The organism is Salimicrobium halophilum (assembly GCF_900100295.1).
GTDB classification, from domain to species: domain Bacteria; phylum Bacillota; class Bacilli; order Bacillales; family Halobacillaceae; genus Salimicrobium; species Salimicrobium halophilum.
The window spans coordinates 66,705-85,402 of record NZ_FNEV01000002.1 but is presented as its reverse complement, the minus strand read 5'-3'; the positions used below and the strand labels follow the sequence as shown (position 1 = coordinate 85,402).

Below are 18,698 nucleotides of genomic sequence, written 5' to 3'. Positions count from 1 at the left end.
ACTCCTTTCTTTTCAAAGAAAGAGGTCTTTTTATACATTAAAATTAAAAAAATTTTCTCATAATTGCTTGGATTATTCCGATACAGGGTATAAAGGTCTAAGTATAAAGTTACGGAAGGTGAGAGCAAACATGGCATTTTTTTCATTGAAGCAAAAACCCGACCTCAGCAAGGAATTTCGTCCGCCATTGAACTACACTCAAGGAACCTCATGCAAGCTTCAGGATTCTGTACTTGAAGAACGCCTCCGCTATATGAACGTAACGACGGAAAGCCTACAGGTCCTCCAGGAAGTGAAGCCATACATACTGGAAATCAAAGATGAATTTCTTGATACGGTCCTCGACCACGTCTACACCGTAGATGAGCTGAGGACGATTGCCGAGACTCATACGACGAGAGGCAAACTGAAAGAAGTATTCTCCATGTATCTCGCCACCCTTTTCGAAGGCTCCATTGACGACAAGTATGTTCAGGTCAGGCAACGCATCGGAGGGACGCACAAAGGGGCGGATCTCCCTGTAGGATGGTTCCTGGCTACCTATCAGGCCTTCAACAGTCTCCTTATTCCGAAAATAGTGGAACTGTACATTCATGACCCTCAGAAATTATCGAATGTTCTTGTATCAGTAACGGACGTCATGAACTTCGACGCACAACTCGTCGTGGAAACGTATCTCGACAGTAAAATGGAAGAGATCACTTCCCTCTACGAAGAGCAACAGGGTCTTCAACAGGAACTGGGCGGGTTGAGCCAGCAATTAGCTGCGATGGTCGATGAAAATGAGGCCTCTCTCGGGGAAACAGCAACGCGGGCAGAGAAAATGGGCAATGATACGCTGACAACGATGAAGAGTAACCAGAACGTTCTCGACCTTGCGGACAGGAGCAACGAAAATATCGAAAAGATGATATCCTCCTTCACTATCCTGCGAGACCAGATGGCGATCGGAACGAGCAAAGTCGGAGAAATGCAGCGGATCTCAAGAAGTATCTCTGAAATGACCGAGCAGATCGAAAAAATCGCCGAGCAGACGAACCTGCTTGCGCTCAATGCTTCCATCGAAGCCGCCAGAGCCGGAGATGCCGGCAAAGGCTTCGCGGTCGTCGCCGAAGAAGTCCGGAAGCTTGCGGAGAATTCGAAAGAAATCACTACATCCATCATCGCTCTCTCCACGGAGAGCAATACGAACACCGACCAGCTCGTAGAGTCCCTCGAAACGATGAACAAAGCGACATCCGAATCCGACCGGAATATCGCAGATGTCCAATCGAGCTTCTCCCAGGTGAGAACGGAAATGGCGAACTACAGCGACATGTTCAAAACCAACAAAGATGAAGTCGACCTGATCGTCCACTCTGTGAGAGAGCTGGCGGATTCAACAACGAACCTATCGAATGTATCCAACGAACTCCTCCAAAAAGGACAAAGGATGTCTTCCGTCTAAGAAAGGTTCCACCGCATGACTTCCTGCTTTTCCTACGTTTGTTTTCTCAAAAATGGGCCATCCTAGTTAAAAAGGAGTGGTACCGTGACCAAAAAGGCAGTGGACATGTTGAATAATTACCGGGAAGGAATCGAAGCGCTTACCGGAACTATGCCGGAATCCGTGAAGGCCTACAATGATTTCACCGGCGGAGCATTTGAAGATGGAGAAATCGAGAAAGCCGAAAAACATAGAATGGCTCTGGCCATCGCTTTGAAAGATGGTGATGAAGCAAGCATCACCTATCATATGGATCAGTGTCTGGGCAAAGGATGCTCCAAGGAAAAGATCTACGAAATTATGGCGGTCGCCTCCGCATACGGAGGAGGATCGGCCATGAGTCGATCCATTATTAAGGGGATACCCATCTTTGAAGAATTGAACGCTGCGAAAGAGTGAATGCCCCATCTCTTTTGTAAGACGCAGATAGAAGTGCTTCCTGGCACTTCTATTTTTGTGTTCATCGCAACTGATGAGCGGATCTCTTGCTCTTACTCGTCCGATGTTTGAATGGGAAGAAAGAAACACTAAAAGACTCCAGCAGTCATTATAAAGACGGCTTCCCTATGGGCAACCGTCTTCGTTTCTTATCAATAATTATCCACATAATCGATAAGATTCCGGATAAGGACCGGCATCTCTTCGAAAGCGTTCCGTTTGTGCAGGCGCTCGGTGCGTTTATGGGCGTCTTTCCCATAAGGACCGAGGTTAAGTACCGGCGCCTTCAGCTTCTTCATATCTTCGAACGGAATCGTATACCGATGCCCCCAGACAGGTGCGTTCTGTTCGAATGCTTTCCAGTCCCCGTTGTCATCTTCATAGTTCACGTAACTCAGATCCGAGATTCCATTGAAATAATGGACCTGGGTGATATCAAGAGCGAATTGTTCTTTCGCCTCTGTCTGTATGCGATCAATAATCCCTTTCACCAGGTCATCGCTCGACGAGTTCACGGCCGGATAATAAGGGGTGGCGAACATGAGGACGATGACAGGACCGAGTTCCTGACAATGAAGCATCAGTTTATCCACGATGCGAATCGCTGTCTCCCGATCATCCCACTCCCCGGAGTCGACCGCTTCTTTTCTGTACAGTTCCACCATATCTTTTCCGAGCTTTTTCTCGGCGTACTCGATCAGTTGCCGATATTCCATCACTTCGACTTCGCCAAGCGGCTGCACACCTTCGCGTTTACAAATGGAGAGATAGGCCTCATTACAGGCATCTGCCGCCTCCTGTGCTGTATTCCGGAACAGTTCCAGAATATCTTTCGCCGATCGTTCGAGTAAAAAGGCGTTGAACAACACCTGCGCACGGTAAGGCGTCTGTGTCGAGTATTCCATCGCCATCAGATCCTTTTGACGAAGAGAGACCGGGAGCGGCGTACTTTCCCCAAGAGCCGTCTCCCGGAAATCGGGGTTCCACTCCATCTTCTGGGTCAGAAAAGTGGCCATGTAGTTCGCGGTCATGCCGCTCAACGGGTTCCCTACATGGGTTTCTTTTCCGTAAAGAAGAGCGGCCGGCATAATTTTTCCGATCGATCCCGAATACATGTAAAAGTTCTCGTCTCCAAGCTCCTGGAACGTCGGTTCGCTGTTCAGAAATAGAGTGAAGTCAAGATCATACTCCTCTTTCAATGCAGCAAGTGTCGGGACCGCTTCCCGCATGCCGACAGAGTCGACCTCTTCGTCTGGAACGGTCACAAGGAGAAGATTCACCGGCCACTCTTCTTCACTGGCCTGTTCGATCAGCCCCATGTGAAGAGCGAGCCCCATTTTCATATCCATCGTTCCCCTTCCGAACAGAAACTCCCCGGACTCCAGGTCTTCTCGTGCTTCTTCGGGCATTTCTTCCTTGTACTCATGCAACGTCTCCGTCAATAATTCCGGGTGAAAGGCAAGGTCCTCCAGATGACCATACTCTTCGGTATTCACCGTATCAAAATGACTCATGAGCACAATCGTTTTTCTGGATTCCGGGGAAGTGTAAAGCGCCGTCACCCCTTCGCGTCCATCCGGAGCCTTGAAGAGCTTCAACTTCTCGGGATGATTTTTGAAATAAGCGACGCTTTTCAGTTTATTTCTCAGATGATGAGGAAAAACGCGCTCTCCCTCCGTATGGGAACGGCTTTGCCAACTGACGAGTTCCCCGAGCAGATGCTTGAGTTCTTCTGGTGTCTGCCATTGTGTCATATCAGGATACCTCCTTTTTCAATTGCTTAAGAAAAGCTTCAAGCCTGGCTAGTCCTTCCTCGAGCACCGGCATACTATAGGCATAGGATATGCGGAAGAAACCTTCCCCGTACTTGGAAAACGCACTCCCCGGCACACATGCGACGCCCCCTTCTTTCAGCAAGCGGTCACAGAATTCAAACGAGGAAAGGCCGAACTCTTCTATTGAAGGGAAAATATAAAAAGCTCCATTCGGCTTCACAGTCGGAAGCCCCATTTCCGTGAGCCGCTTATAAACGAAGTCACGGCGGGCGATATAGGCATGATTCATCTCTTTCGGAACATCCCTGCTGCCGGTCAGCGCCTCAATAGCGCCATACTGGCTCGGAAGCGCAACACAGATGGAATTATACAGGTGAACGTTCAGTACCACTTTCATCAGAGGAGCATCGCTGAGAACGAAACCGACGCGCCATCCCGTCATGGAATGGGATTTGGACAATCCGTGAATGAGAAACGTACGATCTCTCAGCTCAGGATATGCCGCGAACGTGTGGTGGCGTCCCGAAAAAGTATTTTCACTGTAAATCTCGTCACTGACGATATAGATCTCTTTTTTCTCAAGTACTTCCACCAGTTCATCCATACGCGGCTTGGGGATCGTCACCCCTGTCGGATTCGATGGATAGTTGAATAACACAGCTTTCGTCTTAGAAGTGATGAGAGATTCGAGCTTCTCTTTCGTAGGCAGGAATTCGGTATCTGTCGTATCAAGGTAGACAGCTTTTGCGCCTGCAAGTTCAACGAGAGCTTCGTAAGCGGAATAGGCGGGAGCGGTGATGATCACTTCGTCCCCTTCTTCCAGGATGGAGCGGAATACAGAATCGAGCGCCTCACTCGCTCCATTCGTTATGACGATTTCTGAATCCGGATCATACGTAAGATTGTATTCTTCTTTGAAAAACCGGTGTACGGCTTCTCTTAAAGAAAGTAACCCCGCATTATGGGAGTAAGCCGTCTCATTCTCTATGATGGCCTTCATCCCTGCATCTTTCACAGCCGGCGGCGTCGGGAAATCAGGCTGCCCGATCGTCAAATTGATGGCTTCCTGGTAATCTTTCAGTTGATTGGCGAACTGCCGGATCCCCGGCACTTCCAGTGTTACTGCATGTTTGTTGAGTTTTAATGCCAAAACCGGACACCTCGTTTCTGATTATCTGTACATTTCCGTCAGCCACATGGATAGCTGTGGAATATAAGTGATAAGTAATAGTGCGATGATCATCGCCACCAGGAAAGGAACGATTCCTGTTACAATCCGTTCGAATTTCACTTTTCCTACGGTGGATGCGACGAATAGATTGACGCCGACCGGTGGTGTGACGAAACCTATCGCCAGGTTCGCAACAAGAATGACCCCGAAGTGGACCGGGTCCACCCCTACCTCGGTAACGATCGGTAATAATACCGGAGTCAGAATGACAACAGCCGATATCGTATCGATGAACATACCGACGACGAGAAGCAGGAGGTTGATCACGATAAGAATGAAGAACGGGTTCGTCGTCAGTCCTGTCAGGAATGCTGAAATCTGATCCGGCATCTGCTCAAGCGTCATGAAATATGCAAAGGATACAGACAACCCGATGATGATCATCGTTGTCGCATTGATGACGATTGTTTCAAGGAAAGCGTCGTACGTTGTTTTCCAAGTGAGTTCTTTATAGACGAAACCGCCGATCAGAAGCGCGTACACAACGGAAACGACTGCAGCTTCCGTCGGAGAGAAGATCCCTCCATAAATACCTCCGAGGATGATGACCGGAATAAGCAAGGCCCACTTGGCATCATTCAGAGCGCGAAGCACCTCTTTGCCGGAAGTTTTCGTCCCCTCTTCCGCCTTATAATCATTTCTTTTCGCGATGATATACGCGGTGATCATCAATAGAATAGTGATGAGAACACCCGGCAGAATACCGGCGATGAACATATCCCCGACTGAAACGTTAGCGGTCACCCCGTAAATGACGAACGGAATACTCGGAGGGATGATTACTCCGATGGACCCCGCAGCCGCTGGAACGCTAGCCGCAAATCCCGGATTATAGTTTCTAGCGATCATCGCCGGTATCATGAAGCCACCGATAGCAGCTACAGTCGCAGGTCCGGAACCGGAGATGGCTGCGAAGAACATACAGGCCACAATCGTAACCATCGAAAGTCCGCCAGTCATCCAGCCGACCATGGACGTCGCCAGGTGAAGGAGACGTTTGGAGACGCCCCCTTTCCCCATCAGGATCCCCGCAAGCATAAAGAAAGGGATTGCGAGAAGCGGAAACGAATCGAGAGAAGTGAATGCTTTTTGAACGATGATATTGAGCGGAAGCGTCGATCCGAAATAAATCGCTGTAAGAGCGGATACTCCAAGAGAAATCGCAATCGGCACTCCGATGAGAAGACAGATGAAAAGGGTACCGAATAGAAATAAGATACTCATGACGTCGCCTCCTCACCGGAAGGACGATCGTAATTTCCCTTCCAGATATCTATCATTCGGAAAATGAGCCTGATCGACATACCAATGGAACCGAGTGGCACGGCTATCATCGGAATCCACATCGGAATCCGCATGGCGGGCGACTGCTGACCATAACTCATCGTATCGAGTACGAGCTGTGTCCCGAAGTAAGCAAGAAACAATACGAGAAAAAACCAGAGCAGCATGCTGATGGTTTCAATGATTTTCCTGGGTAACCCGTAGAACCTCGTTACGAAGGCATCCACACGAATATGTTCCCTCATCTTCACAGCGTAGCTCGCACCGACCCAAACCTGGAATATGTGTACGTAACGTGCAATTTCTTCTGTCCAGCTCGGAGCAGATGAAAAAACGTACCTCCCGACGACCTGACCGAAAATAAGTGCTACCATAACGACCAACGTTAGGACCAATATTATTTTTTCGAAGTTTGCGAAACCTTTCGCCATCGAAATCACACCCTCTTATGTAAAGGGAAGAAGACCCGCAGGCCTTCCTCCTCTTTCATTATTCTGCTGCATTTTGCACTTCTTCAATGAGATCTGCACCAATTTCGCTTTCGAATTCTTCATACACAGGCTGCACCGCTTCACGGAAAGAGTTCATCAGCTCTTCGGAAGGTTCATTAATCTCAAGCCCTTCTTCTTTCAGCTTGTCCACGAACTCGCTATCCTGTTCCCCGGCAAGCTCACGCTGCTCAGTACGGTACTCTTCAGAAGCTTCTACGACAAGGTCCTGCAAATCGGATGGAAGACCTTCGTAAAACTCGTTATTCATAAGAAGGGCCGTTGGTGCATAAACGTGACCAGTCATCGTCATGTAGTCCTGCACTTCATAGAACTTGTTTGTGTAGAAAAGGGATACCGGTCCTTCCATGGCATCATATGTCCCCTGCTGAAGCGCCGTGTATAGTTCGCCGAATGCGAACGGGGAAGCGTTCATGCCGAGTGCATTGAAGGTAGCTGTATGAACCGGACTCTCAAGCGTACGCATCTTCAGACCTTCGATATCTTCAAGTGATTCTACCGGACCTTTGTTGTTCGACAGGTGACGGAAGCCGTTCTCCGCGTAAACGAGACCTTTGATATTCTGTTCTGTCAAATCATCCAGCAATCGCTGACCGATCTCTCCATCGAGAACTTTGTGTGCCGTTTCTCTATCCGAGAACAGGAACGGAAGGTCGAAAACCATGAAATCCTGGTTGAAGGAAGAAACGGAAGCAAGAGCAGGAATCGTCATTTCTACGTTCCCCTGCTGTACCGCTTCGATCGCTTCACGGTCGGACGGGAAAAGAGAGCCGTTCGGATGGATCTCTACGCTGATCTGGCCGTCGGATTCGGATTCTACTTTTTCCTTGAACGATTCAGCTGCGATGTGGGACGACTGTTCTTCAGATACGAGGTGGGCGATACGGATCGTATAGCTCTCTTCTCCTCCTTCGCTTTCTCCTCCGTCAGAGCTTTCTCCATTCCCGTCAGATGGCCTGCCACAGGCGGATAGGGCAATAAGTGCTACAACTACTAGTGCTAACCATTTTTTCATATGTACTCCTCCTAATTCGACTGAGTCAGTCGTTTTCTGATATTTGCCATATGATGCTCCATCGTCTCTTTCGCTTTTTCTGTATCTCTGTTTTCTATAGCTTCTAAAATGTGATGGTGTTCTCCGTAAGCGACTTCCGCACTTGGAGATAGCGTATTGGATAAAATGATGAATGCCCGGTAGTCTCCCGAGTTCATCTGGTGAATGAGTTCCTGAAGTTTCGTGTTCGGATTATCTTCGGTGAGCAATAAGTGGAATTCCCTGTCCAGCTCGACGAATGATTCATAATCTTCATCTTTAATCGCGTTCTTCTGAGCAAAGAGGTTCTCTCTCAGTTGCTGGACTCTTTCTTCTGTGATGTGTGGTGTGATGGTTACTATGTTGTGGATTTCAAGCAGAGATCTTACTTCGATCAGATGAAGGGAATCCTCCATGGTGAATGTAGCGACTTTGGCGGGCTTCCCTTTCCTGAGAACAACGAGCCCGTCCATCGCAAGTCTTCGCAATGCGTCTCTCAATGGGGTACGGCTGACACCGAGTTGTTTGGCGATATTCTCTTCCCTCAACTCTTCGTCCGCATGAAGTTCCCCCTGGACAATGGACTGTCTGAGAGACTCATACGCCTGGTCTGCAAGACTTACATTCGTGTTTATTTTTTGCATCTTCCACCCCTCTCCTTTCTTTCTGTATACAGTATACTGTGTATTGTATATTAAAAGAAAGCGTTTGTAAACGAAATTTTCTAAATATTTATGAATTTTCGACATATTAACACAAGCAAATAGATACGATATGATGGACATCAGCAGGAGGTGCGTTATGTTGAATAGAAATATAAGAGATTTGATCATCCTTATGATCGGCAGTTTTGTGCTCTCCACGGGCATCAATTATTTCGTCATTCCGAACCAGTTGTCGGAAGGTGGTGTATTCGGGATCACCATCGTCACCTATTACTTATTTGAATGGTCGCCTGGCCTCGTCAATCTAGTAATCAATGCGACTCTTGTGGCCATCGGATACAAGTTCTTTACAAAAAGGACGATCTTCTTTACTGTCATCGCTATAATATTAAACTCGATATTCCTGCACATCACTGTGGGCTGGGGAGAAGCGATTGAGGATCGTCTGCTTGCGGCTCTCTTCGCCGGACTCGGGGTAGGTCTCGGCATCGGTATGATCTTCCGGGCCGGAGGAACGACCGGAGGCACGACAATCCTGGCCAATATGATCAATAAAGCTTTCGGTACGAGTATCGCAAGTTCGATGTTGGCTTTAGATATCCTGGTTATCTTCGGCAGCGCATTTGTCATCGGCCGGGAACGCGCGATGTATACGTTGATTTCCGTGTATATCGGAGCGAAAGTCATCGACATCATGATTGAAGGGGCTGAAGAACGGAGCGCAGTCATGATCATCTCTGAAAAAAATATTCAGCTGCTGAATGCGATTCTGAAACAGATGTCGAGAGGCGTCACTGTCATGGAAGCACAGGGAGGGTATACGCGGGAGAATCGGGATATCCTTTACCTCGTAATCAATAAAAGGGAAATCGTACAGCTGAGGAAGCTCGTCGAGGATAATGACCCGAATGCTTACGTCACGGTCCACCGGGTCCAGGAGATTTTCAGAAGAGGATACAAGGGAGAAACACGAAATTCTTAGCATTCTCCATAGAAAAGTCCGGGACTCCACGCCCCGGACTTGTTAATCGAAAAATACAGACTGATCTACGTTGTTACGATTCTCGAAAAGCATACGGATCTGGCCGGACGTATTGCGGTTCGTCGATAATTCCGGGAGTTCGGTCTCACCGAAAAACCCTACATCGCTCGTTTCTATACTTCTTGCAGGTTGGCCACCGGTTATGTCACATGCTACGAATATTTTGTACACCTCGAACGGAAATGGTGGATGAGGATGAGAACCGTAGTTCAGGACCCCCAGTAACCCCGAAGCTTCCGTCTCATATCCGGATTCCTCCCAGGTTTCTTTCACAGCCACTTCTGCCGGAGTCAGCCCTGCATCCGCCCAACCACCGGGTAGAGACCAGCGCCCATCCGATTTTTCTTTCACCAGCAACAGTTTCTCTTCCTGAAAGATCACTGCTCTCACGTCTACCTTTGGCGTGGCGTAACCTATCTCTCCCTTAAAAAGATCCCTGATGGCAAATTTATCGAAGTCGGTGAGCCCTTCCATCATAGAGGCAGTTATGTCCCGCAATTCTTCATAACGTTCAATATCGTGTACGTTTTTGGAATAAGCCAAACCGGATTGGGAGACGGCCTGGATCTTTTTCGTCCAATGGAACCATTCCAATGATTTCTCGGATTGAATAATCGGGTCGTGCAGAAAACCGATGAGGCTTTCAAATTTATATGTAGGTTCGACTTTGGAGGATGCCCCTGTGTACTCTGGCAACCAGGATACAAGTGCTGTGGAGACACCGGCTGCTTTTCCTGCTCCGATATCCGCTCCACTGTCGCCAAGGAAAAGTGTTTCTTCCGTAGAAGCACCCAGAAAATCAAGGGCCTTCTCCACACTTTCCGGAAATGGTTTAGGTTCTTCCACTTCATCTCCTGCAATGGTAACGTCGAAGATATCATTCATGTTCAATTTTTCAAGTGACAAATCGAGACTCCTTCTCGCCTTCCCGGTAATGATTCCGAGATTCATCCCGGAATTCTTCAAGTAATGAAGCATCTCGATCACTTCGCGGTTCTTCGGTACGAAGTCCTCATGTTCTCGATCATAAATGTCATAATAATGGTCTATAGCTGCTTCTTTGTTTCTATTCCCCACATTTTCCCGGATAATTTCTCTTTCCGAAGGACCGAACATCGCCACAATGTCTTCTTCTGAATAATTTTTACCTTCATAAGTCTTGAATACAGGTTGGAACGCATGGATACATAAAGGCAGGGTATCTGCCAACGTTCCGTCGAAATCAAAGAGTATCGTTTTTGTCATCCGTTCTCTCCCCCTTTTGTCTTATACAACGAATGGAATGGTTACATGCTTCTCCTAAGCTTCCGTTCCACCAGGAAACCTGCAAGAATGCCGATCACAAAAGGAAGAACTGCAATATCCATGGCGAAAAACAAGCCTTCCTCCAACGGTTCATTCCAACTGAAAGAAAAACGGAGCAGACCTATGTGAAGAAGATTTTCGATTCCATATAGAGCGACCATGGTACTAATCGCAACCAACAAAGGCATCCAGAAAACTTTTCGCATACTTACTCCCCCCATCCTTTTTCTAAATTATAACAAAAAAGAAGTGCCGCTTCTGCACTTCTCAGTTAAGATGGTCCGGGATATCTTTCTTCTTAGGGGCTTCTATTTCCTGAAAAAGACTATCTCCCGATCCTGAAGCATTTTCTATTTTCGATTCCAGGACCTCCATCAGCTGACGGAATTCCTTTTGGGTCACCGGACGGGCATCCTTTTTCAAAACGAATCCGAGTTGTCCATTCGGTTCAAGCGTCGCCCATTCCACGTCCCCAAGATTGGATACGTTCTGCTGGCGCAGTGTCATCTCAAGCTGATCGACCGTAAGTCGCACTTTCTTAAGCGTGTCTTCCTGAAGCTTCCCTCCCTTGATCACTACCTTCGATTTCCCGGTGATCCACTTCTCCATCCAGTCCGACTTCACCTGGATGAATTCCATCACCAGAAGCGTTGCGATCAGCATCCCTCCGACGAAAAATGTTTGCCAAATGTTCCGCCCTGCGACTGGTTGAATCAATAGAGACCCTATGGCTATCATGATGATCGTTTCGGCCAGCGTCATCTGTGAAATCGTTTTTCTACCTGCGATCCGTAACAGAAAAGTCCCTACGATTACAATAAGTGCCGCTTTCCATATAACGTCCCATTCCACGCGTATCACTCCTTCCCCATTATCCTTCCTTGTCGAAGGTATATTATTCGGAAAGAGACAACCACTACTTATGTACTATTTATACATGTATGCAAACGTATGCCTTTTTTTGTATAACCTTTTCCTTTATAATAAACAAATGTAAAAATAATACAAGGGAGTTATTTATAGTGGAATGCAAGGAGAAACGAACGTTGTTGAAAGAAATTGAGAAAGTAAGGAAGAAAATGTTTCAAGCTTACGAAAGAAACGAGAGCTATGATCACTTGGTGAAAATCTCCCAAAGACTAGACACCCTTCTGAATAAATTCGAATACCAATACAAATGCAAATAATTGCGTAGCTGATCACTTATATAGCTGAAACCGGTAGTAGATTAGAAACACCCCCAGACGTGAATGTCCGGGGGTGTTGTCGTTATAGATATTATTCTTCTGTTTCAGGAAGCAATACAATTTTTCCGAACTTGCCTTTCTCTTTGAAGTAGGCTTGAGCTTCCCCCGCTTTCTCGAGCGGGAACGTTTTATCTATGACCGGACGGATTTTCCCTTCAGCAATAGCTTTGAGCATCTGCTTGAACTCTTTTCTCGTCCCCAGTACAGAGCCATACATTGTAATATGCTTCAAATACACGGTCCGGAAGTCCAGGTTCGTCTTCTGTCCCCCGGCAGATCCTGATATGCAGAATTTCCCGCCTTTTTTCATCACGTGAAGAGATGTTGCAAACAACGCATCACCTACGACATCCAGTACAGAATCGATCGAACCACCATTAACTTCGAGAATCTCTTCGGCTAAATTCTCTGACTTGTAGGACAATACATGAGAAGCACCGAGTTCCTTCATTCTTTGTTCTTCGGACAAGTCACCGACAATCGCAATGACACGTGCACCAAAAACATTAGCTGCAATCTGCACATTCAACGAGCCTACTCCTCCGTTAGCACCCGTTACCATTACCGTCTCCCCCGGCTTGGCCTGAATCTGTTCCACCATGTGCCATGCTGTCAGACCACTGACGGAAAATACGGCACTCTCTGTATAATCTGCAAGTGGCATCGGGAAACACAATTCAGCAGGCCATACTACGTATTCGGCATAGCCCCCGTCATATTCCGATCCTATGAACGACATATCGTCCGCATAGTGTTCGGTTCCTTCTTCCGCGTCAGACGTAAGAGGGTACAATACTACACTGTTTCCCTGCATTGATTCATCGACTTCTTCCCCAGTCTTCACCACTTCTCCAGTAATGTCTGACCCGGGAGTTCTCGGGAAATTCACGCCTTCCGGTTTCCACCCGGACTTTCCTCCGGTCCCATATGCTCCTTCTCTCATCCAGATTTCTGTATTATTGATGGCACACGCCTTCACTTTTATAAGTAATTCCCCGGCTCCCGGTTCCGGCACAGGAACGTCTCTCACTTCCAACTTATCTACGTCACCATAACCTGTCACTTGTACTGCTTTCATTGGATCCATCCTTTCTGCATTAATCTGAACTGAACTTTTGCGTTCTTTCATTAAGTATACATACTTCATCAGAAAATGCATCCTTTAAGCTGTACATACCCCGTAATGTATGATATTTTACAATTACTGAAATTTTGTACGACTTTAAGATTTTTACATGAAAAGGTGACTATATGCATAAGACTTCTCATACAACCAAAATAGGTGTGAAAGAGAACCTTGCGCAATTTTCGATTCTTGTTCTCATCAATTTATTCGTAGGATCGATGGTCGGTCTCGAACGTACCATTCTTCCGATGATCGGGGAGGAGCGCTTTGGTCTCGCGTCAATGAGCGCAGCCTTATCCTTTATTGTCAGCTTCGGTTTCTCCAAAGCGATTCTCAACTTTTTCGCAGGAAGTCTTGCGGACAGGTTCGGTCGGAAACAGGTTCTTTTAGCAGGATGGGGCGTTGGACTTTTCGTTCCGATAATCGTCATCTTCGCTCACGCCTGGTGGGTGATTGTAGTGGCAAACATCCTTCTCGGGATCAACCAGGCTCTTACATGGTCGATGACCGTCAATATGAAAGTAGACCTTGCGAAGCCTACCCAGCGCGGTCTGGCTGTAGGGTTCAATGAATTCGCGGGCTATGTCGGTGTTGCGCTGATGGCTGCTGTCTCTGGCTATGTAGCTTCGACGTATTCTTTGAGTCCTGAGCCTTTCTACATCGGCATTGTACTTGTTATCATCGGTTTTCTTTTATCCCTTATCGTCCAAAATACGGATCGACATGTCAAAGTCCAGGCAAGTCAAGAGAAGAAACAGAAAACCTCCCTCTCTACAGGAGAGATTTTTAAACGTACCTCCTGGAAAAATGCTGACCTTTCCAGTAACAGCATCGCTGGACTGACGACGAACCTGAAGGACGGCATGGCCTGGGGGCTGTTCCCCGTTTTCCTTGCTGCCGGTGGTCTTTCAGTCGGTCAGATCGGCACAGTCGTCGCCGTGTACCCTGCAGCGTGGGGAATCGTACAGCTATTTACCGGGGTATGGAGTGACAAAATCGGGAGGAAAACGCTGATCGTCAGTGGCATGATTATTCAGGCGCTTTCGCTATGGCTTTTCCTGCTTGTCGATACCTATACCCTATGGCTCTTATCAGCTGTTCTTCTTGGTATTGGCACAGCCCTGGTCTATCCAGTGATTCTTGCATCTATCAGTGATGTCGCTCATCCGGAATGGAGGGCGACTTCGATGGGGGTGTACCGCTTCTGGAGAGATAGTGGCTATGCGTTCGGTGCGCTGATAGCGGGACTTCTCGCAGACATGATCAGCGTCGATTGGGCTATCGGTCTTGTCGCTGTCTTTCCACTTTTGGCAGGGATCAACGCCTTATTCAGGATGAAAGAAACCCTTCATACAAATTAATAAAAGCACGCTTTTCTCGTAGGAAAGCGTGCTTTCTTGTTATACCCTTCGTTCTTCCTCAATTTTACGGATCATGAACTCCGTCGAACGCTTCGACGTTTCGAGCCACTGGATCCTTTCTTCTTTTTCCGCATTCTTTTCTTTCAATAATTCAAGGCTTTCCTCAAGGTCCTCTCTCACGTCTTCCGGCATATCCTCTTCTCCGAGCCAGCTGGTAAGGCGATCAATCTGGAGATCCCTCAATTCTCTTTCCCTACGAAATTCTTTCTTCAATTTATCGAGCTCTTTCGTTGTATCATCGAGTCCCCTGCGAAGGGAACGCTTCCAATTTTCAAGCTGATCTCTATCACTCATCCTAACCCCTCCTGATAAATATCAAGCAAGAATTCTGTTCCCATGATTCTTGTGTTATAAACCGGCATGTCAATCGCGAACGGCCTGATCTAACTAAAAAACCTTCCGGAATCAAATCCCGGAAGGTTTAAAAAATACTTCATTTAGCAGAAAGAGTCTTTCGGTTTCGGTACCGACAGCCCGAACAAAGGACGCAGGAACAATGCCACGAAGGTTCCGGCCAAAGCGAGCACTCCCCAGATGTAGCCGTGAAGACTGAAGGATGCGATTCCTCCGAAGTATGCGCCGATGTTACATCCGAATGCAAGTCTTGCTCCATATCCAAGCAGCAGACCACCGATTACGGAAGCCATGAAATTTCTGATAGTGATTTTAGTGAAACGGAACAGCCCGCCTGCAGCAGATGCAAGAAACGCGCCGAGAATGACACCGAAGTTCAATACTGTCGTCGAATCAGCGAAAATGGAGGACTGCAGCACTTCGGCATTCGCTCCCTGCCAGTAGCCCCAGCTGCTGACATCGATACCGAAGAACATGGCGACTTTCGATCCCCAAAGCGCGAAAGCGGACGTTACGCCCCATGGCGCTCCGCGCGTCATAAGCGTCAATGCATTCAGCACAGCAAGGACAATCGCCGCAGCGAACAATGGCCATGATCCGCGAAGTACGCGTTTCCACCCTTTTGTCGTCGGAACCGGAGCCATTTTCGGTGGGCGTTTCTTCTTTTCGATCGCAATGGTGATCCAGGCTACCAATCCAAAAATAGCGAGAGACAAGATCCATGCGCCACCATAGCCAAGACCTGTAGATGTTGCAAGAGACACCGGTTCAAATGCCGGCAACTCCTCAGTCCAGAATGGTAAGTGATAGGCACCGATCGTCGAGCCTACGATAAAGAATAAAAGCGTGATGAACATGACGGATCGTCCGCCACCGACAGCATACAGTGTTCCGGAAGCACAACCTCCACCAAGTTGCATTCCGACACCGAACATGAATGCTCCTACGAACAAACTTACCCCGACAGGTGCCACGTACCCCGATACTCCCTGACCGAAAAACGAGAATCCAAAAGCGAGAATCGGTGCAAATAAAGTGACAGCCACGGCAAGCATCAGCATATGAGAACGGAGCGCCTGACCGTTTCCGACGGCCATCAGTTTACGGAAAGCTGACGTGAAACCAAAGCGAGCGTGGAACAGTGTGTATCCAAGCCCCAGTCCGATTAATAGAAGAACGGACTGCGACAAGGCTTGAGTCGCCAGTAAATATACAAGCAGTACAAGACTTACAGCAACCCCTCCAGCAATCAGTTTCGGTTGTGGATCATTCAACTTAACCTTATCTTTTTCTACCGGCTCTTTGACTTCGTCGACCGGTTGTACTTTCACAGACATATATTACACCCTTTCCTTATTAACTTACTAGGTTTTAATACTATACAATACCACTCCGTGAAAAATCAACCGATCTACTTGGTTTTTGTATGTAAAAAAAAGATCCCTCCCGAGGAGAGACCTTTTCATTCTTCAACCCTTTCAATCCCGCCATTCCAAAAGACCTTTCAGATTCTCGTATTCAACCTCCGGCTGGATATCCAGTTCTTCTTTAGGCAGACCATTCCTGTTGATCCAGGCCGTCCGGAAGCCGAAGCTTGCAGCACCGGATATGTCCCATGGATTGGAAGACATAAAGAGGATGTCTTCTTTTTCGATTCCAAGTTCCTGCTGAGCGTAGTAATAAGCGGCGGGAACGGGTTTGTATTGCTTCACGCCATCCGCACTCAGTACGTCATCGATATAACCGCTGATATCAGACCGGTCAATCAGCGGATCGATCATCACCGGGGAGCCGTTCGAAAACACGACGAGCTTTTTATCATTCAGCTGCGAAAGTACTTCTTCCACTTCCTCAAACAGATCCAGATTGAGATATGCTTCCATCAACTCTTCTTCCGCTTCGTCCCTCAGCGTCACATCATTCGCTTTACAAGCGTAACGAAGCGCTTCCCTCGTTACTTGATCGAAGGGCTCATATCGCTCCATCAGCTGCCGAAGAAAGAAATAATTCAATTGTTTCTCTCGCCAGGTCTGGCTGATGGCTTCTCCTTGCTCAGGGAACCATTCGTTACATTTCTCCCTGACGGAGTGAACATCAAAAAGGGTTCCATACGCGTCAAATACCAAAGCCTTCACCATACATCTTCCTCCTTCTGAACATTTATACCTGCTTCCCGGAATGGAACAAGGAAAAACATAACTACCCTTTTCTCCTTACCCCCTGTAGTTTTCTGTGATATAATGGCGAAAATAGATATCCAGGAGGGAGAAGAATGATGTCTTACCAACGAAAGGTTGATGGCAAGAAAGATGCGAGTGTCGAACTGCCGAGAAATCTTGTGGAAAAAGCCGGGTTCTCCAAAGGAGAGGCCCTGGATATCGTAATAGAAAACGGAGAGATCGTGTTAAAAAGAAAAGCGGAGCAGAAAGATTAGGAGCTGCATCAGCACTAAAAAGGAACCTCTATCTTTTCTTGAGATTCATGCATAGGTACGCTATACTAGAAGTAGAATATGAGGGGGAGAAAGGTATGACCTTTCTCCCGGGTTGATCTTACGAAGACTTCCGCTTGGCAGAGCGGGAGTCTTCTTTTTTTGACTTCCTTTTGGGTATGAATTTCCCGCTGATATCAATGATTACAGCGATCAGATTCAGAATGGCAGAAGTCAAAAACACCCATTCCGTCATATCTACTCACCCCCTTTCTATCCAGGGGATGAATCTATCATAACATACTATAATAAAAATGAGAACACACGTTCCCTTAATTATCTGACGTTCTCAACATGGTTATGAATGCATTCTTTTCCGTTTCGAAGCGATGTGCCCTTTCGAATCCGAAAGCTTCATACAACTTGATCGCCCGTTCGTTAAAAACAGCAACAGAAAGACGAAGAGTTTCTTCTGTATTTATATCCTCAATAATTGCAGCCATGAATGCTCGCCCATACCCTTTCCCAGTCATATCCGGACACATTCCCAATCCAATATCAATCGCTGCATCTTCATAAACTCCAAGCTTCTTCCCCACAGGGATCACCGCGCTCTCACCCGTGCAGTAAAACCCGAACAGTTCGCCGTTTTCATCAAGAACTGCACGATAAGAACCATCCAATTTCTCTTGAAGGGACTCTTCGCTGAATGGATCGTTATACAAGTCATAAGGAGGTTCGTACCTCCATTCCATCGTCTTCCGTGCCGAACGTTCATCCATTTCTCTAATCCACATCTTTCCCCCTCCTTTAAGGTATGATCAACATATCATTTTCATCGAATTCCCAATCAGCTCCGTACGCAACTTCCCAGTAATAACCATCTGGATCAGTGAAATAACCGCTATACCCTCCCCAAAATACATAGTCAGCCGGTTTTATAATCACTCCACCAGCTTTTTCCGCCTGAGTCAAAACGTGATCGACTTCTTCTTTCGACTTTGCATTATAAGCCAAAGTTATACCCGCAAATCCACTGCCCGAGTCATTAACTCCGACGTCTTTCTGCAGATCTTTTAGCGGATAAAGAGCAAGCTTGGACCCATCGCATTGAAAAAAGACAATCCCGGGATTATCTTCAGCAGTTGTTGTCTCGAAGCCAAGTCCGTACCGATAGAAACGAAGTGACCTTCCTATATCCCTTACACCAAGCGTTATCAGGTTGATACGATTCATTGCAATCAGCTCCCTCACGTTTTTCTTTCTCTGCAAAGATTTCCACACATGTTCCTTTTCTCCTGCCGGCATACTAAGATTGGCTCAAGTAGCCGACACCCAGGAAGGAGAGATT

At 47.2% G+C, this 18,698-nt stretch carries 22 protein-coding genes; 6 read left to right on the top strand and 16 right to left on the bottom strand.

The genetic code is table 11. The features are described from left to right. Window positions 1-130 precede the first annotated feature (130 nt). Together BLQ44_RS16655 and BLQ44_RS03670 are read left to right on the top strand one after the other, a co-directional pair. Window positions 131-1,447 (top strand): globin-coupled sensor protein, encoded by a 1,317-nt coding sequence (locus BLQ44_RS16655; RefSeq protein ID WP_093192216.1) that lies wholly within the window; start codon window positions 131-133, stop codon window positions 1,445-1,447. An 84-nt stretch (window positions 1,448-1,531) separates the two neighbouring features. Then, window positions 1,532-1,885, top strand: a complete 354-nt coding sequence (locus tag BLQ44_RS03670; RefSeq protein WP_093192213.1) for a carboxymuconolactone decarboxylase family protein — start codon at window positions 1,532-1,534, stop codon at window positions 1,883-1,885. A gap of 191 nt (window positions 1,886-2,076) precedes the next feature. Here the strand turns inward: BLQ44_RS03670 and BLQ44_RS03665 are convergent, their stop codons facing one another. Genes BLQ44_RS03665 through BLQ44_RS03640 form a run of 6 tightly spaced genes read right to left on the bottom strand, consistent with a single transcriptional unit; the run spans window position 2,077 to window position 8,400 of the window. Further along, window positions 2,077-3,678 (bottom strand): M20/M25/M40 family metallo-hydrolase, encoded by a 1,602-nt coding sequence (locus BLQ44_RS03665; protein ID WP_093192211.1) that lies wholly within the window; start codon window positions 3,676-3,678, stop codon window positions 2,077-2,079. 1 nt (window position 3,679) lies between these two features. Further along, window positions 3,680-4,849: an aminotransferase class I/II-fold pyridoxal phosphate-dependent enzyme gene (locus tag BLQ44_RS03660; RefSeq protein ID WP_093192209.1), complete on the bottom strand. Its 1,170-nt coding sequence runs from the start codon at window positions 4,847-4,849 to the stop codon at window positions 3,680-3,682. 21 nt (window positions 4,850-4,870) lie between these two features. Next, window positions 4,871-6,154, bottom strand: a complete 1,284-nt coding sequence (locus BLQ44_RS03655) for a TRAP transporter large permease (protein WP_093192207.1) — start codon at window positions 6,152-6,154, stop codon at window positions 4,871-4,873. Beyond that, window positions 6,151-6,645: a TRAP transporter small permease gene (locus BLQ44_RS03650; RefSeq protein ID WP_093192205.1), complete on the bottom strand. Its 495-nt coding sequence runs from the start codon at window positions 6,643-6,645 to the stop codon at window positions 6,151-6,153. Before BLQ44_RS03650 ends, BLQ44_RS03655 begins: the two co-directional genes overlap by 4 nt. A gap of 58 nt (window positions 6,646-6,703) precedes the next feature. Then, window positions 6,704-7,738 carry a DctP family TRAP transporter solute-binding subunit gene (locus tag BLQ44_RS03645; RefSeq protein WP_093192203.1) on the bottom strand — a complete coding sequence of 345 codons (1,035 nt, stop codon included), beginning with the start codon at window positions 7,736-7,738 and terminating at the stop codon, window positions 6,704-6,706. Window positions 7,739-7,749: 11 nt separating this feature from the next. Then, on the bottom strand, window positions 7,750-8,400 hold the full coding sequence (locus tag BLQ44_RS03640; protein WP_093192201.1) for a GntR family transcriptional regulator: 651 nt from the start codon (window positions 8,398-8,400) through the stop codon (window positions 7,750-7,752). 157 nt (window positions 8,401-8,557) lie between these two features. On the opposite strand from BLQ44_RS03640, the gene BLQ44_RS03635 reads away from it, so the two are divergent. Beyond that, on the top strand, window positions 8,558-9,403 hold the full coding sequence (locus BLQ44_RS03635) for a YitT family protein (protein WP_176757415.1): 846 nt from the start codon (window positions 8,558-8,560) through the stop codon (window positions 9,401-9,403). Between the two features lie 42 nt (window positions 9,404-9,445). Here BLQ44_RS03635 and BLQ44_RS16825 read toward each other — a convergent pair whose 3' ends face one another. The 3 genes from BLQ44_RS16825 to BLQ44_RS03620 form a co-directional block, all read right to left on the bottom strand. Further along, window positions 9,446-10,708, bottom strand: a complete 1,263-nt coding sequence (locus BLQ44_RS16825; RefSeq protein ID WP_093192199.1) for an NUDIX hydrolase N-terminal domain-containing protein — start codon at window positions 10,706-10,708, stop codon at window positions 9,446-9,448. Window positions 10,709-10,749: 41 nt separating this feature from the next. Then, the gene (locus BLQ44_RS03625) at window positions 10,750-10,974 is read right to left on the bottom strand and encodes a hypothetical protein (protein WP_093192197.1); all 225 of its coding nucleotides are present in this window, start codon (window positions 10,972-10,974) and stop codon (window positions 10,750-10,752) included. 61 nt (window positions 10,975-11,035) lie between these two features. After that, on the bottom strand, window positions 11,036-11,620 hold the full coding sequence (locus BLQ44_RS03620) for a DUF421 domain-containing protein (protein ID WP_093192195.1): 585 nt from the start codon (window positions 11,618-11,620) through the stop codon (window positions 11,036-11,038). Between the two features lie 89 nt (window positions 11,621-11,709). Between BLQ44_RS03620 and BLQ44_RS16775 the strand changes: the two genes are divergently transcribed. Beyond that, window positions 11,710-11,955, top strand: coding sequence for an aspartyl-phosphate phosphatase Spo0E family protein (locus tag BLQ44_RS16775; RefSeq protein ID WP_093192193.1), 246 nt, complete (start codon window positions 11,710-11,712; stop codon window positions 11,953-11,955). A gap of 91 nt (window positions 11,956-12,046) precedes the next feature. On the opposite strand, the gene BLQ44_RS03610 is transcribed toward BLQ44_RS16775, so the two are convergent. Beyond that, window positions 12,047-13,093, bottom strand: a complete 1,047-nt coding sequence (locus BLQ44_RS03610) for a zinc-binding dehydrogenase (RefSeq protein ID WP_093192907.1) — start codon at window positions 13,091-13,093, stop codon at window positions 12,047-12,049. Between the two features lie 173 nt (window positions 13,094-13,266). Here BLQ44_RS03610 and BLQ44_RS03605 point away from each other — a divergent pair, with 173 nt between their 5' ends. Next, window positions 13,267-14,502 carry an MFS transporter gene (locus tag BLQ44_RS03605; RefSeq protein WP_093192191.1) on the top strand — a complete coding sequence of 412 codons (1,236 nt, stop codon included), beginning with the start codon at window positions 13,267-13,269 and terminating at the stop codon, window positions 14,500-14,502. Window positions 14,503-14,541: 39 nt separating this feature from the next. On the opposite strand, the gene BLQ44_RS03600 is transcribed toward BLQ44_RS03605, so the two are convergent. From BLQ44_RS03600 to BLQ44_RS03590, 3 genes are all read right to left on the bottom strand, one after another. Then, entirely contained in the window at window positions 14,542-14,856 is a 315-nt protein-coding gene (locus BLQ44_RS03600; protein ID WP_093192189.1) for a hypothetical protein, read from the bottom strand. A gap of 143 nt (window positions 14,857-14,999) precedes the next feature. Further along, window positions 15,000-16,253 carry a YeeE/YedE family protein gene (locus BLQ44_RS03595; RefSeq protein ID WP_093192187.1) on the bottom strand — a complete coding sequence of 418 codons (1,254 nt, stop codon included), beginning with the start codon at window positions 16,251-16,253 and terminating at the stop codon, window positions 15,000-15,002. 141 nt (window positions 16,254-16,394) lie between these two features. Continuing rightward, on the bottom strand, window positions 16,395-17,054 hold the full coding sequence (locus tag BLQ44_RS03590; RefSeq protein ID WP_093192185.1) for a haloacid dehalogenase type II: 660 nt from the start codon (window positions 17,052-17,054) through the stop codon (window positions 16,395-16,397). Between the two features lie 134 nt (window positions 17,055-17,188). On the opposite strand from BLQ44_RS03590, the gene BLQ44_RS16450 reads away from it, so the two are divergent. Next, window positions 17,189-17,350: a hypothetical protein gene (locus tag BLQ44_RS16450; protein ID WP_176757414.1), complete on the top strand. Its 162-nt coding sequence runs from the start codon at window positions 17,189-17,191 to the stop codon at window positions 17,348-17,350. A 118-nt stretch (window positions 17,351-17,468) separates the two neighbouring features. Here the strand turns inward: BLQ44_RS16450 and BLQ44_RS16770 are convergent, their stop codons facing one another. The 3 genes from BLQ44_RS16770 to BLQ44_RS03580 form a co-directional block, all read right to left on the bottom strand. Beyond that, a complete protein-coding gene (locus tag BLQ44_RS16770; protein ID WP_281241388.1) occupies window positions 17,469-17,603 on the bottom strand; it encodes a hypothetical protein in 135 nt (44 codons plus the stop codon). Between the two features lie 76 nt (window positions 17,604-17,679). After that, window positions 17,680-18,144 carry a GNAT family N-acetyltransferase gene (locus tag BLQ44_RS03585; protein WP_245688085.1) on the bottom strand — a complete coding sequence of 155 codons (465 nt, stop codon included), beginning with the start codon at window positions 18,142-18,144 and terminating at the stop codon, window positions 17,680-17,682. A 13-nt stretch (window positions 18,145-18,157) separates the two neighbouring features. Next, window positions 18,158-18,583: a VOC family protein gene (locus BLQ44_RS03580; protein ID WP_093192905.1), complete on the bottom strand. Its 426-nt coding sequence runs from the start codon at window positions 18,581-18,583 to the stop codon at window positions 18,158-18,160. Window positions 18,584-18,698 lie beyond the last annotated feature (115 nt).